The sequence below is a fragment of the Sorangium sp. So ce362 genome, from assembly GCF_051519845.1.
GTDB lineage: Bacteria > Myxococcota_A > Polyangia > Polyangiales > Polyangiaceae > Sorangium.
The window spans coordinates 9,717,379-9,730,624 of the sequence record NZ_CP150332.1 but is presented as its reverse complement, the minus strand read 5'-3'; the positions used below and the strand labels follow the sequence as shown (position 1 = coordinate 9,730,624).

Below are 13,246 nucleotides of genomic sequence, written 5' to 3'. Positions count from 1 at the left end.
GGCCCAGGGAAGGCAGCCGCGCCTCGGCGCGATCACTCGACGCGGATGGCGACGATGACCCTCATCCACACGCCCTCCGGCGGGATCGTCTTCGTCAGATCGACCTCGCCGTGCCAGTCGACGTGCACCGTGTAACCGTCATTCTCGGCGTCGTCATAGAAGAATTTCCGGATGTCGCCGTGATAGGCGCGATCCAGCGGGACGATGCGCTCGCCGGCAGGCATCGGCGCCTTCTTGGCGACCACGGTCGCGACGCCGTCGACGACGGCCTCGGCCGTGATGCTCTTGATGAACGTCAGGTCCGGCACGTTGTTGTCGCGCGCTTCGAGCCGGATGAACCTGAGCTCAGCGCCGTCGACGGAATTCGGGTCCTGCGAGACGGAGACCTCGCTCCATCCGGAGAAGGTCGACAGCGAGGTCGGCTTGACGAGGAATTTTGTCTCTACCTCATGCTCGCCGGCCACCGTGGCACAGGCGCTCGCGCCGAGCGCCAGAGCCGCGGTGAGGGCCGCGCCGGTGCGCGCGGTGAGGAAGAGCGAGGCGACGGCACGGCGACAGATCCGGATAAGCATGCTCATTCATGAAACATAGCATGGCGGCGTCCGCCGCCTCGCGCCTCGGCCCCGATCGACGCCCGGCGCGGGGCCGGCTATGGTCGTCGCCCGAGGACGATCAGATGGCGGCGGAATCAGGCGCAGGTAGTGACGGAGAGCGGGGCGCGGCCCCGGCTTCCTTCGAGGCGAGGCTCGAGCTCGCGCAGCGGACGAGCGCGCGGCTGCGCGAGGCGATCGGGCAGGCCGTCGTCGGCCAGGGCGACGTCATCGAGCAGACGCTCTGGGGGATCATCGCGGGAGGGCACGTCCTCCTGGAAGGGGCGCCCGGGCTGGGCAAGACGCTCCTCGTCAGGACCATCGCCGGCTGCCTCGATCTCAGGTTCTCCCGCATCCAGTTCACCCCGGATCTCATGCCGAGCGACGTGACCGGAACGAACGTGCTCGTCGCGGCGGCGGACGGCTCGCGCCACTTCTCGCTGCACAAGGGGCCGATCTTCGGGCAGGTGATCCTGGCCGACGAGATCAACCGGGCGACGCCGAAGACGCAGAGCGCGCTGCTCGAGGCCATGCAGGAGCACGCGTGCACCATCGCGGGCACGCGGTACGCCATGGAAGAGCCGTTCTTCGTGCTGGCCACCGAGAACCCGATCGAGATGGAGGGGACGTACCCGCTGCCGGAGGCGCAGCTCGATCGGTTCCTGCTCAAGGTGCTCGTGCCGAGCCCGACCGAGGACGAGCTGACCGAGATCCTCGCCCGGACCACGGGCCACGACGGCGGCCCGCCGCCGCGGGTGCTCACCCGCGACGACGTGCTCTCGCTCCGCGCGCTCTGCCGCGACGTCGCGGTCGCCGAGCCGGTGATGCGGTACGCGTCGCGGCTGACGCGGGCGAGCGATCCGGCCGTCGAGGGGGCGCCCGAGATCGTGCGGAGGGCGCTCCGGTTCGGCGCCGGCGTGCGCGGGGCGCAGTCGCTGGTGCTGGCCGCGAAGGCCGTGGCGTTGCTCCAGGGCAGGGCGCACGTCGCCTTCGCCGACGTGCAGCGGGTCGCGAAGCCGGCGCTCCGCCACCGCATGATCCGGTCCTTCGAGGGCGAGGCGGAGGGGATCACGACGGATCAGGTCGTCGCCGCGCTCCTCTCCGCGGTCGAGCCGCGGCCCGAGCCCGTGGCGCAGGCGATCCGCCGATGAGGCGCGGCGACGAGGCGCGGGCGCTCCGGATCGGGTCGCCGGCGAAGGGCGCGGCCGGCGCGGCGTGGCTCGCGGCGCTCCTGGCCGCGGGGTCCGCGTCCGGGCAGGCGCCGCCGCCCCGCGCGCCGGAGCTCGCCGTCGACGCGGCGCCGGTGTTCGGGACGAGCGGCGCTGTCCCCTGGGGGTGGAACCAGATCGTCGTGCGCATCCAGAACAACGGCGGCAGGGCGGCGAGAGGCGAGGTCGAGGTCTCGTCGAGGCGCTCCTCCGAGCAGCGCGTCTTCGTCGCGTCGGCGCCGTACACCGTCGGGGCGGGCGCGTCGGTCAACGTGCGCGTGCCAGTGCAGGTGTCGCCCTTCGGCGACGTGCTGGTGCGCGCGCTCGACGAGGGCGGCGCGACCGTGTCGTCGCACGCGCTCTCGTCGACCTCGCAGCGCGCGGTGGTGCTCTTCGACGTCAGCGAGACGTCGCTCCTCCGGGCGGGGCTCCACGAGGCGCCGGTCGCGCCGCTGTACATGCCGACCGGCTTCGGGCCCGGGTCGTCGCCGGACGCCGTCCTGTGGGTCGGGCAGCCGCGCTACGACGGCGCGACGGGCGATCCGCTGCTGCCCGACCGGCCGGCGCTGTACAGCGCGGCGGACGCGGTGCTCCTGCGGACCGACGCGCTCTCGAGGTTGAACGGCGCCGAGCTCGACGCGCTCGCCGGCTACGTGCTCTCCGGCGGCACGCTGGCGCTGTCGGTCGCGCGCCCCGAGGATCTGCGGCACCCGACGCTCGCGGCGCTCGTCGGCGGCGAGGTCTCGAGGGCCGGCGTCGCGCCGCCCACCCTCGAGGAGATCATGCCGCCGGGCGCGCCCAGCGGCCTCGGCAAGCCGGGCAACGTGCTGCTGCCCGCGCCGAGCGCGAGCCCCGAGGTGGCCGAGGCGCTCTCCGGCTGGTCGGGCGGAAACCTGCGGGCGAGCCCGTATGGCAGCTCGGCGTTCTACGGCCTCGGCGAGGTGCACCTGCTCGCGTTCGACCCCACGCGCCTGCCCGCGGCCGGCGACCCGTGGGTGAAGATCCGGGTGGCCGATCTCGCGCGCCGCGCCCACGATCGCCGCTCGACGGTCGCCTTCCGCCCGGGCGAGGAGGCGATGGGCCTCGACCTGGATCCGGTGCGGCGGGAGCTCGATCCGAACGAGGGCGCGCGCTGGGCGATCGGGGTCTCCGCGCTGCTGCTCTGCATCTACGCGGTGCTCGCCGGCCCGATCAACTTCGCGCGCGCCGCGCGGCAGGGGAGGCCGCTCCGCGCGCTCCGGCACCTGCCCGTGTACGCGGCGGTCGCGTTCGCGGCGATCGTCGGCGTGGGCCTGCTCGCGAAGGGGGTGCGAGGCAGGGCGCGGCACCTGACGCTGATCGAGGCGGGGGCCGGCATGACGAAGGGGGCGGTGCGCCGGTTCCGCGGCTTCTTCGTCTCGAGCGCGGAGGAGCTCACCGTCCGCACGACCGACGCGAGCAGCGTCATCAGCACGGCGGTGGTCGCCGAGCTCTCGGGGCGGCGCGATCGGCTCGTCGTCGACCGCGACGGGGCCCGGCTGACGGAGGTCGCGGCGCTCCCCTGGCAGACGGTGATCGTGCGCGAGGACGGCGCCGCGCCGCTCGGCGACGGCATCGCGATCGTCGCCGAGCCGAGCGGCGAGCTCGTCGTGAGCAACCGGAGCGGCCGCGATCTCCGGGGCGGCGTCCTGTGGCTGCCGGAGGGCGCGGCCCGCTACTTCGCCCGCATCCGGGACGGGGAGAAGGTCTCGTCGCGCGCGGGGGTCGATCTCGCGGCGCGGGCCGAGGGCCAGCTCTGGCTCGCGCACGCGGGCTTCGGGCGGCGGGTCGGCGGCATCGACATCCACGATCTCGGCGGGAGCCTGCTGGTCGCCTTGCTCGAGCCCGACGCGCCGGGGCTCGGCGCCGCGTGGCTCGCCATCGAGGAGGCGGCCGGCACCGCGGTCGACTGGTTCCCCGCCGGCGTGCCCGTCCTGCTCGGCCAGCTCGACGGCGGCGAGGGTCGCGCGAGCGACTCCGGGCTGCGGATCGAGAGCGACCGCGTGCTCGTGCGGATCGTCGGCCTCGGAGGCCGGCCGTGAGCGCCGCGCCCGGCGGCGCCCCGCCCCCCGCGGCGCAGATCGAGCGGCCTGCGCCGACGATCCGCGTCCGCCACCTCTCGCACCGCTTCGGCTCGCTCGACGTGCTCCGGGACGTCACCTTCGACGTCGGCCCCGGCGAGATCTTCGGCTTCATCGGGCCGAACGGCGCGGGCAAGACGACGACGATCCGGGTCATGGCGACCTTGCTCGAGCCGATGGCGGGGCGGGTCGAGATCGACGGGGTCGACGTCACGATCGACCCGGCGGCGGTCCGCCGCAGCATCGGGTACATGCCGGATCACGCCGGCGTCTACGACCGGATCACGGTGCGCGAGTACCTCGAGTTCTTCGCGGATGCGTTCCGCGTGCCGTCGCTCGACGTTGTCGACGCGGTCCTGGAGCTGACCGATCTCGGCAAGATCCAGGACCGGATCGTCGCCACGATGTCGAAGGGCATGAAGCAGCGCCTCCAGCTCGGGAGGATCCTGCTGCACGATCCCAAGGTCCTCATCCTGGACGAGCCGGCGAGCGATCTCGATCCGCGCGCGCGCATCGAGATCCGCGACCTCTTGCTCGAGCTCCGGAGCCTGGGGAAGACGATCTTCCTCTCCTCGCACATCCTCACGGAGCTCTCCGACGTGTGCACGTCGATCGGCATCCTCGAGAAGGGCCGCCTCGTCGTCGCCGGGCCGATCGGCGAGATCGCGGCGCGTCTCGAGGCGCTGCGCGCCGCGCAGGCGCTCGGGCACGCGCCGCCGCGGTACGCCGCCGCGCCGGGCGCGTACCCGGCGCAGGCGCATCACGCGCCGCCGTATGGGCCCGAGGCGCCCCCGCCTCCCGGGGCGCCGGGGGATCCGGCCGCCGTCGATCCCCTGCAGGCCGCCGGTCCGCCGCCCGGGTACGGCCCGCACGCGCGTCACGCCGCGGGCCCCGCGGGCCCTGCTGGCCCTGCGGCAGGCTATCCCGGGATGTCGCAGCTCTCCCGGCGCAAGGTCAAGGTGCGGGTCCTCGGCGATCCCGAGGGCGCGGCCTTCCTGCTCCGGGGCGGCCCGGGGATCACCGACATCGAGATCGTCGCGGGCGCCGTGCACGTCGGCTACACGGGCAACGACGTGAAGATCGCCGAGATCGTGCAGCACCTCGTGCAGCGCGGGATCGGCGTGATCGGGGTCGAGCCGGAGCGCAACGAGCTCGAGCGGATCTTCCTGGAGGTCACGCAAGGAGAGGTGCAGTGAGCGTGCAGACTGGCTCATCGCCGCCCGGCGGCCCGGCGTCTCAGCGGCTCGTCGATCGGGCGCGGCGCCGCGTGGGTCGCCTCCTCGGCGAGCCGAACCCGATCTGGATCCGCGAGCTCAAGCAGGCCGCGCGCCTCGCCCGCACGCCGATCATCCTCCTGGTGCTCGCCGTGCTGATGACGCTGCTCGTGGCGTCGATCGGCGGCATCGTGGCGAGGGACATCGCGCCCGCGAAGACGGGCGTGATCCTGTTCCAGGTCTTCTTCTCGCTCGCGTACTTCGTTGTGGCGCTGGTCGGTCCGGCGGTCGCCGCGAACAGCATCGCCTCGGAGCGCGAGGGCCGCACCTGGGAGGCGGTGCTCCTGACGGGCATCCCGCCCGGCGAGATCGCGCGCGGCAAGTTCCTCGCCGCCTACACGGCGATCTCGATGTACGTGGTGATGCTCGCGCCGGTCGGGGCGCTGCCGTTCCTGTTCGGCGGGATCACCGCGATGGAGGTGGTGATCGCCTTCCTGTTCCTCTTCCTGATCGCGCTGCTCAGCGTCGCCTTCGGCCTCGCGATCAGCTCGAAGATGGCGAGCCTCCGCGGGGCGATCCTCGTCACGCTGCTGCTCGCGTTCCCCCTGTCGATCTGCCTGTTCTCGGCCGGGGGCACGGGGCTCTCGTACGCGGCCCACCTGGCGTGGCCGGAGGTGCCCGAGGGCCCCCCCATCTGGCTCCCGGTCGCGTACCAGCGCGCGCCGCTCGGCCTCGATTACGTGCTCTTCCTGATCCTCCTGCCGCTCGCGGCGGTCGTCGTCCCCGCGTGGTTCCTGTACCAGGTGACCGTCGCGAACCTCACGAGCGAGGGCGACGATCGCTCCTCCGGCCTGAAGACGTGGTTCGCTGCCTGCGCGCCGGTGGTCGCCGCCGCCGTCGCGGTGCCGGCGTTCGCGGTGGAGCCGTCCGAGCGCCTGGCCGCGATCATCGCGGGCATGTGCGCGATGTTCTCGTTCCTGATCTTCTGCGTGTGCCTCTTCGCCGGCGATCCGATCGGGCCGTCGCGCCGCGTCGAGGTGACCTGGGCCCGGAGCCGCGCCAGCCGCTTGCGTCGCTTCTTCGGCCCCGGCGTGACCCGCTCGGCGTACCTGCTGCTCGCGGTGGGGATCCCCTGCGTCGCCGCGCTCTGGGCCGCCGGCCACCGGCTGCTCCTCGGCGTGCCCCTCGGGCCGCCGGAGATCCAGATGCGGCAGCTCCAGTACTTCGCCGTCTACGCGCTCGCCTTCTACGTGTTCCTCGTCGGGCTCGGCGCCTTTCTTCGCGCGCGGATCGCCGCGCCCATGGTGGCGCGGGTGCTGCTCCTGACGCTCCTCTTCTCGATCGCGGTCGGCCCGTGGATCGTCGCGGCCATCGCCGGCCTGGTCACGGAGCTCAGCGTCAGCGAGAGCGCCCTCCTCATCGCGGCCCCCTCGCCGTTCTACGCCTTCGTGATGCTCGACAGGGCCGCGCAGAGCGATCCGGGGTCCGTCGTCGTCGCCGGGCACACGGCCGCCGTCGCCTGGGTCGCTGTCGGGCTCGGCCTGCTCGCAGCGGCGCGCTCGCGCTGCGCCGCCCTCATCGCGCAGCGCGAGGCGGCGCTCGCCGTGACGGACACGCTCCTCGCCCAGGAAGACGAGGCGGCGCTCGCGGCCGAACAGGCGGCTCCGGCGCCCCCAGCCGCTCCGGAGCACGCCGAGCCAGGGAGCGCCGCGGGCACCCTCGCGTGAGCGCGTCACCGCGACGTGCCCTGAAATCGTACGCGCCGGGTTCATTGTTTGGAAATTTGGATCGGCGTTCGGGAATGCTTCAGGATGCGCCTGCGCGCGGATCTGTCGAAATCTTGAGCGCTTCCTGAGGGCGTGTGAAAAATGCGCCCGCGCTCGAGGTCCGGGAGCGAGAGGGGATCTCGATTCTCGCGTCGCGTGACGACAGCGGCACCACCTCGACCCGCGGGGGATGGCCTTGTCTTCGCACGACGACCGCCGGTGCTCGACGCTCGAGCTGAGCGATACCTTGCTGTACGGAACGCCGTACCGGCCCGTGCGCCGGCTGGGGCGGGGCGGGATGGGCGAGGTGATCGAGGCCGCGCACGTGGGCCTCGACAAGCCCGTGGTGGTGAAGCTCCTGCACCGCGATCTGAACCGCGAGCCGCGGCTCGTGGAGCGGATGCGCGTCGAGGCGCAGTCGCTGGCGCGGCTCGCCCATCCCAACCTGGTGACGGTGACCGACTTCGGGCGGACGGCCGAGGGGCGGACGTTCCTCGTGATGGAGCGGCTCTACGGCCGGACGATGCGCGAGGAGCTCGCGGCGCGCGGCGCGCTGCCGCCGCTGGAGGCGCTCGACCTCGTGACGCAGACGCTCGCCGGCCTCGCCGCGGCGCACGGCGCGGGCATCGTCCATCGCGACGTGAAGCTCGAGAATCTCTTCGTGTGCGACGCGGACGCGCAGGGGCGGCGCGTGGTGAAGGTGCTCGATTTCGGCATCGCCAAGGTGGTCGCTCCGCGCGGCGACGGCCGCGCGCCGGCGCCGTCGCTCTACCAGACCGAGGAGGGGGTGCTCGTCGGCACGCCGCGCTATCTCTCGCCCGAGCAGGCGTGCGGGCTCGCCGTCGACGCCCGCACCGACGTGTATGCAGCCGGCGTGGTGCTCTACGCGCTGATCGCCGGTCGCGATCCGTTCGAGCACATGAAGCGCGTGCACGAGCTCGTGCGCGCCCACGCGAGCGAGGTGCCCGCGCCGCCGTCCTGTCACGCGCCGCGGCCGGTGCCGCCGGAGCTCGACCGCGCCGTCATGAGGGCGCTCGAGAAGCGCCCGGAGCTCCGCTTCCCGGATGCCGCGGCGTTCGCGGACGAGCTGTCGCGCATCGCCGCCGCGCTCTCGCGAGGGGCGACGCCGGCGCCGACCTTGCCGACGGGGTCGTGCTGGCAGAGCACGGCGCCGCTGACGGTGCCGCCGGTCCGCGCGCTGGTCGCACCGACGTTGAGCGCGACCGTGGAGGCGTTCGGCCTCACGGCGCCCGGCGGGGCGGCGCAGCCCACCTCGGGACCTGCGCTGCCGCGCGGGCCGGAGGCGCGGCGGGGCGGGGGGAGGCGCGCGCGACGGCGGCCGGCGCGCGCGGAGCCCAGCCTGGCGGTCATGGCGATGCTGGTGGTGAGCGTGGTGCTGTTCGGCTTCGCCGTGGCGCTGCTGGTGAGCGTCGCGGGCTGACGGACGGCCGCGACGTCGCCGCAGTTGCAAGGAACCTCACCCGGCGCAACGAAACCGCTACCATGCGTGGGTGGGATGGACGGGCAGCGCTGGCGCCGCGGGGGCGGCTCAACCTGGGTGGGGGGCGGCTCAACCCGGGTGGGAGGCGGCTCAACCTGGGTGGGGGGACAGGCAGATGCAGGATGGGTGTAATAAATCGAGGCTGCGGTATCGAGGAAGACACGCCAGCCTAGCCATGGACAACACCCACGGGGTCCAGGGAGACGGCAGGATGGTGGCCAGGGTCAACTTCGCGTTCGGTCGGCCCGCAGGGCCGCGCCTCGCCCGAGGTCGCGGTCCGGGGCCCCGGCGCGCGCCGCCACCGAGCGGCGCCGTCACGCCCGTGACGGCGGTGGCTCCCGATCCCGGTGCATCCCTGGACGCCGTCGTTGTATCGCTGCGGAAGGGTCGTGATGCTTGGGTGCGTGGTGGCGACGGCTGGGTGGGGTATCTTCGGGGCTATGCCGTGGCCCTATCCCCGAGCGAGCTCCGACGTATCGCGCGCCGGCCAGCGCACGTTCGCCGCTGGCCCGCGGCGCACCCGCGCCGGCCGGAGCGCTGCCGCGGCGCCCGCCGCGCCGTCTGCAGAGCAGCGGTCGAGGCAGATCGCCTCGGGAGCACGTCCATGACGACGCGGAGCTTTGGACCGGATGCTCGATGCGCCGCTGCCCACGCAGGGCAGCGGCGCGCCTTTTGCGCGTGGCGAGAGGGGCAGGCATGACCAACAGGAACGCGAACAAGAGCTCGCCAGGGCAGCCGGCGGGTCAGGGCGCTGCGGGCGACGCCGCGCCGCAGCCGCCGACGCAGCCGCAGCAGCCGCCGCGCGGCTACGACGCGCCGAGCTTCGCACCGCAGGAGCACCCGTCGCTGGCGCACCCGCGAGCGCATGCGCAGGATCCGCGCCGCAGGCCGGACGAGGCAGCGCCGGCCCCCGCAGCGCCGCCCGTCGAGCGCATGATGCAGTGGGGCGAGCCCAGGCCGCGGCGCCGCCAGGACCGCGAGGCGGGGCCGAGCGACAAGCAGGTGTATGTTCCCCCGGTCACCCTGCCCCCGAACCGGGAGCACCAGGCGATGGACCTGCAGAAGATCCAGGTCGCCCCGTCGCTCTTGAAGGGCGTTGACGAGCGGAACCGGCCGACGATGCGCCGGATCCCGGTGCACGGCATGCCGAGCCCCCCGCCGGCGGTTCCCGAGGGGCCGGGCGGCGCGCGCCCCGGCGGCGTGCGCACGGCCCGCGTCGGCGTGGGCAGCGGCGTCTGGCCGCCGCCCGAAGAGCCGACCCGCAAGCAGCGGCCGGCTGCGGCGGCCGCTCCCCAGCCCGCCGCCGCCGTCCCTCGAGCGGACCCGCCGCCGGCCGCAGCGCGCCCCGATGCCGCCGTCGCCGCCGCTGCCTCCGCGGCAGCGCTCGCGGCGCGCCGCCGCGCGGCGCCGCTCGGCCTGTTCGCGCTGCTCGTGTTTCTCGGCAGCGCGACGGTCGCGGGCTTCTGGGTGCTGTGGCGCGCCGCCAACCCCTCGGGCCCTCGCGACGCCCCCGTCGTCGAGGACGCACGCGTCCCGGCCCCCGAGCCCGGCATCGCGACGCCCACCCCGAACGCGCTGCCCGAGCCGCCGCCGCCTCCGGTGGCGGCCAGCGAGCAGCCGCTCCCCACCGCGGAGCAGCCGGTCCCCACCGCGCCGGTACCGTCCGCGTCGCCTTCCGCGGAGCGGACCTCCTCGCCGCCCGCACACTCCGTGGCCGCTGCCCGCCCGCCGTCGGCGCGCCCTGGGGGACAGGTGAAGCGTCCCCCCAAGCCGCCTGTCGCGCCGGAAGACTTCTACGAATCGTCCGTGAGCCCTCCGAGCCCACCACCGGTCCTGCCGTCTGCGTCCTCTGCGTTGCCCACGACGCCCCCGGGGACGACCGCGCCCCCGCGCCCATTCCCCTGAGGCGTCGCCTCTCCGGATTGCAATCCTCCGGCAGCCACCATGCGAAAGCCATTCTTGAAATACGCGCCTCTGTTCCTCCTGTGCTCGACGGTCGCTCTGGCGCCGGGCGTCGCGAGCGCGACCGGCAAAGCTCGGCTCATGCCCACCTCTCCGGCCGACGCGCCGGCCGCGAACTCGAGCGCGGGCGAGCGTGCCGCGCAGCTCTACCGGGAGGGGAACAGGTTCTACGACGAGGCGCGGTTCGTCGAGGCCGAGGCGCGCTATCAGGCGGCGTGGGACCTCCAGCAGAGCTTCGACGTCGCGGGCAATCTCGGGAACGTCGAGCTGGAGGTGAGCCAGCCCCGCGAGGCGGCCGAGCACCTCCTGTACGCGCTCAACACGTTTCCTCTCGGCGACACGGAGGAGAAGAAGCTCTTTTTGCAGCAGCGGCTCGCCGAGGCCAAATCGCAGGTCGGCGCGCTCCGCATCGACGTGAATGTCGACGATGCCGAGGTGCTGATCGACGGCAAGGTCATCGGCCGGTCGCCCATCGAGGCCCAGGTGTTCGTCGATCCTGGCAAGCGCACGATCGAGGCGCGCCGCTCCGGCGTCCGGACGTCGACGTCGCTGCTCGTGGCGAGGGGCTCGGACCAGAGCATCGCCCTGAGCCTCGACGCCGGCTCGAACCTCCCGCTGGTGGTCGCGGGCGGAGCGGTCGGTCTGCTCGGGGTCGCGTCGGGCGTGACCTTCGCGATCCTCTCCACGGCGAAGGGCGAGTCCGCCGCGGCGGAGCCTTCCGGCAGCGCGCGGCGCATCGACCTGCGCGACAGCCAGACCACGCTCGCCAACCTCTCGTTCTGGAGCTTCGTCGGCGGCGGCGTGGTGCTCGCCGGGACGGCCGTGTACGCGTTCAGCACGTCCGGCCGCACGCCGCCGGCGCCGCGGGCCGCGCTCCCCCGCTTCCACGCCGCGCCCCTCGTCACCGCCGACGCGAAGGGCCTGCTGGTCGGCGCGAGCTTCTGAGCCCGCCGCCAGGAGCCCGATCCGGGCTCACCGTGGTTGAAAGTAGCGACCGACCTGCTCGCGGTACTCTTCCGGGACGTCGCTGCGCTCGACGCCGCCGATCTCCTGGGGACCCACGACGCCGAGCGCGCCCTCGCCTTGCACGTTGGCGGTGTCTCCGGCGCGCCCCGCTGTCCGGCCCATCGCGATCCCGGGCATCGGCCTGCCTGGATTGAGCCTCGCGCCGGCGCGTGAGCGCAGCTCGCCCCCCGCGATCGCGCCGGTCTGCCCCTCGTGGCTGCCCGGCCCGCCTCCCTCGGAATGACCTGGCTGCCCGGGCCCTTGCTTGTCTGCGCCGCCCGCCTGCGAGCCCTGGCCGCGCTCTCCGCTGCCCGATCCCTGGCTGCCCGAGCCGCCGGCGACCGGCATCGGGACGGGCGTCCCCCCGAGCTGCCCCTCGGCCTCGCCGGCCCCGCGCTGCGCGTCGTCGAGCGCGCCCTGGCGCTCCGCCTCCTCGCTGCTCGGGCCTCCCTCCTGGGCCATCCGGCGCAGCTGCTCCTCGAGCTGCCGCTGGCCCTCGGGCGTCGCCAGCTGCCGCGCGAGCTCGCGCATCTGCTCCTCGGACGCGGGCTCCCCGGGCGCGCCCTCGGGCGACCGCGCCACCCGCTGCTTCAGGCGCTCGGCGAGCCGCTTGCGCTCCTCGGGGCTCAGCTTCTCGAGCGCCTTCTCGAGGCTGTCGGCGAGCCGCCGCGCGTCCCTTCTGCTCCCGGTCCGGCCGAGCTCGCCGAGCGCCTCGCGCCCCTCGTCGCTGAGCGCCTCGCCGAGCGCCTCGGCCAGCTCCCTCAGCTTGTCGGCCTGCTTGCCGCGCTGATCCAGCAGCTCGCGTTGCTCCTCGAGCGCCTCCGCCACGCCGGGGGCGCCGGCCCTCTTCGCTGCCTCGGCGGCCTCCTCGAGCGTCTTCCTGGCCCGCTCGCGGTCGGTCTTTTCGACCCGGTTCGCGAGCCGCTCCATCTCCTCGTCGAGCGCCACGAGATCGCGGTCGCCGAGCGCCTTCGCCGCCCGTCTCAGCTGAGGGTCCTCCCCGAGCTTGCCGAGCGCCGACTCCATCCCGTGACGCTGCTCGCCCTCGCCGAGCGACAGGCGCTCGGCCGTGATCGCGTCGCGGAGCCTGCCGATCTCGGCCTGCGCTTCGCGGCGCTCGACGCCGCTCCTCAGCTTTTCGCGCAGCCGCCTCGCGTCGTCCGCGAGCTGCTTCAGCCGATCGCGCTGCGCGGTGTCCCGAGCGTCGACCTCGGCCAGCTGGATCACCCGTTCGAGCCCGGCGATCTCGGCCAGGCGCACCTGCTCGGCCCCGGGCGGGGGCGCTGCTGCCGCAGGCGCAGGCGGCAGCGGGAGCCAGCTGAGGTAGCCGATGGCCGCCGCTGCGAGCGGCGCGCCGGCGTGCCAGGGCCGCCACAGCGGCGCGCGGACCTGCGGGGCGGTCGCCCGGTCGAGGGCCGCCGCGGCGTGCGCGAACACCACCTCGTGGGCCGCCGCTGCGCCGGCCCGGGCCGCGCCGTCGCCCGCGCGCTCGGCGGCCGCGAGCTCCACGGCCGTGGAGACCGACTCGGAGGCGCCGAGCTTGCCGTCGAGGAACAGCGCGACGTTCGGATCCGACCACCGCCGCCGCCGCGCCGCCGCCGCGCCGGTCACCGCGCCGAGCAAGCCGCCGCCCGCCATCCAGGGGCGCAGCGCGCCGTACCGCGTCTGCCAGGCGGCCGCTGCGCCCGCCGCCCCGAGCATCAGCCCCGCGGCGGCGCCTGTGAGGATCAGCTCCAGCGCGAGCCGCCGCCGGACGCGGCGAGACCAGCGAGCGAACGCGGCGCTGAACCGTCGCCGGGGGGACGCATCCACCATCGTTCGATGTTTACCTGCGGGCGGACGCGCCGGCCAGCGCTGCCTCGGGTACACAATCGCGACGCATCGCGACGCGGGCGCGCCGG

Annotated in this window: 9 protein-coding genes; 7 read left to right on the top strand and 2 right to left on the bottom strand. The window is 74.3% G+C overall.

Annotation, left to right across the window (positions count from 1 at the left end; translation table 11 throughout):
* Positions 1–32: 32 nt before the first annotated feature.
* Entirely contained in the window at positions 33–578 is a 546-nt protein-coding gene (locus tag WMF17_RS37460; RefSeq protein WP_437598171.1) for a hypothetical protein, read from the bottom strand.
* Positions 579–676: 98 nt separating this feature from the next.
* On the opposite strand from WMF17_RS37460, the gene WMF17_RS37455 reads away from it, so the two are divergent.
* The 7 genes from WMF17_RS37455 to WMF17_RS37425 all read left to right on the top strand — a co-directional run bounded on the left by WMF17_RS37455 (position 677) and on the right by WMF17_RS37425 (position 11,285).
* Positions 677–1,741, top strand: coding sequence for an AAA family ATPase (locus tag WMF17_RS37455; RefSeq protein WP_437651432.1), 1,065 nt, complete (start codon positions 677–679; stop codon positions 1,739–1,741).
* Positions 1,738–3,858: a hypothetical protein gene (locus WMF17_RS37450; RefSeq protein WP_437645776.1), complete on the top strand. Its 2,121-nt coding sequence runs from the start codon at positions 1,738–1,740 to the stop codon at positions 3,856–3,858. Before WMF17_RS37455 ends, WMF17_RS37450 begins: the two co-directional genes overlap by 4 nt.
* Positions 3,855–5,093 (top strand): ABC transporter ATP-binding protein, encoded by a 1,239-nt coding sequence (locus WMF17_RS37445; RefSeq protein WP_437598169.1) that lies wholly within the window; start codon positions 3,855–3,857, stop codon positions 5,091–5,093. Before WMF17_RS37450 ends, WMF17_RS37445 begins: the two co-directional genes overlap by 4 nt.
* The gene (locus WMF17_RS37440) at positions 5,090–6,838 is read left to right on the top strand and encodes an ABC transporter permease (protein ID WP_437598168.1); all 1,749 of its coding nucleotides are present in this window, start codon (positions 5,090–5,092) and stop codon (positions 6,836–6,838) included. The genes WMF17_RS37445 and WMF17_RS37440 overlap by 4 nt, the downstream gene beginning before the upstream one ends.
* A gap of 229 nt (positions 6,839–7,067) precedes the next feature.
* A complete protein-coding gene (locus tag WMF17_RS37435; protein WP_437645775.1) occupies positions 7,068–8,318 on the top strand; it encodes a serine/threonine-protein kinase in 1,251 nt (416 codons plus the stop codon).
* 756 nt (positions 8,319–9,074) lie between these two features.
* Positions 9,075–10,283, top strand: coding sequence for a hypothetical protein (locus WMF17_RS37430; protein ID WP_437598166.1), 1,209 nt, complete (start codon positions 9,075–9,077; stop codon positions 10,281–10,283).
* A 39-nt stretch (positions 10,284–10,322) separates the two neighbouring features.
* Positions 10,323–11,285, top strand: a complete 963-nt coding sequence (locus WMF17_RS37425; protein WP_437645773.1) for a hypothetical protein — start codon at positions 10,323–10,325, stop codon at positions 11,283–11,285.
* A gap of 27 nt (positions 11,286–11,312) precedes the next feature.
* On the opposite strand, the gene WMF17_RS37420 is transcribed toward WMF17_RS37425, so the two are convergent.
* On the bottom strand, positions 11,313–13,160 hold the full coding sequence (locus WMF17_RS37420; protein ID WP_437645771.1) for a hypothetical protein: 1,848 nt from the start codon (positions 13,158–13,160) through the stop codon (positions 11,313–11,315).
* Positions 13,161–13,246 lie beyond the last annotated feature (86 nt).

What these genes read in the sequence shown, in the direction of transcription:
- WMF17_RS37460 (WP_437598171.1), bottom strand. Translation starts at nt 578, where the DNA reads ATGAGCATGCTTATCCGGATCTGTCGCCGTGCCGTCGCCTCGCTCTTC.
- WMF17_RS37455 (WP_437651432.1), top strand. Translation starts at nt 677, where the DNA reads ATGGCGGCGGAATCAGGCGCAGGTAGTGACGGAGAGCGGGGCGCGGCC.
- WMF17_RS37450 (WP_437645776.1), top strand. Translation starts at nt 1,738, where the DNA reads ATGAGGCGCGGCGACGAGGCGCGGGCGCTCCGGATCGGGTCGCCGGCG.
- WMF17_RS37435 (WP_437645775.1), top strand. Translation starts at nt 7,068, where the DNA reads ATGGCCTTGTCTTCGCACGACGACCGCCGGTGCTCGACGCTCGAGCTG.
- WMF17_RS37430 (WP_437598166.1), top strand. Translation starts at nt 9,075, where the DNA reads ATGACCAACAGGAACGCGAACAAGAGCTCGCCAGGGCAGCCGGCGGGT.
- WMF17_RS37425 (WP_437645773.1), top strand. Translation starts at nt 10,323, where the DNA reads ATGCGAAAGCCATTCTTGAAATACGCGCCTCTGTTCCTCCTGTGCTCG.
- WMF17_RS37420 (WP_437645771.1), bottom strand. Translation starts at nt 13,160, where the DNA reads ATGGTGGATGCGTCCCCCCGGCGACGGTTCAGCGCCGCGTTCGCTCGC.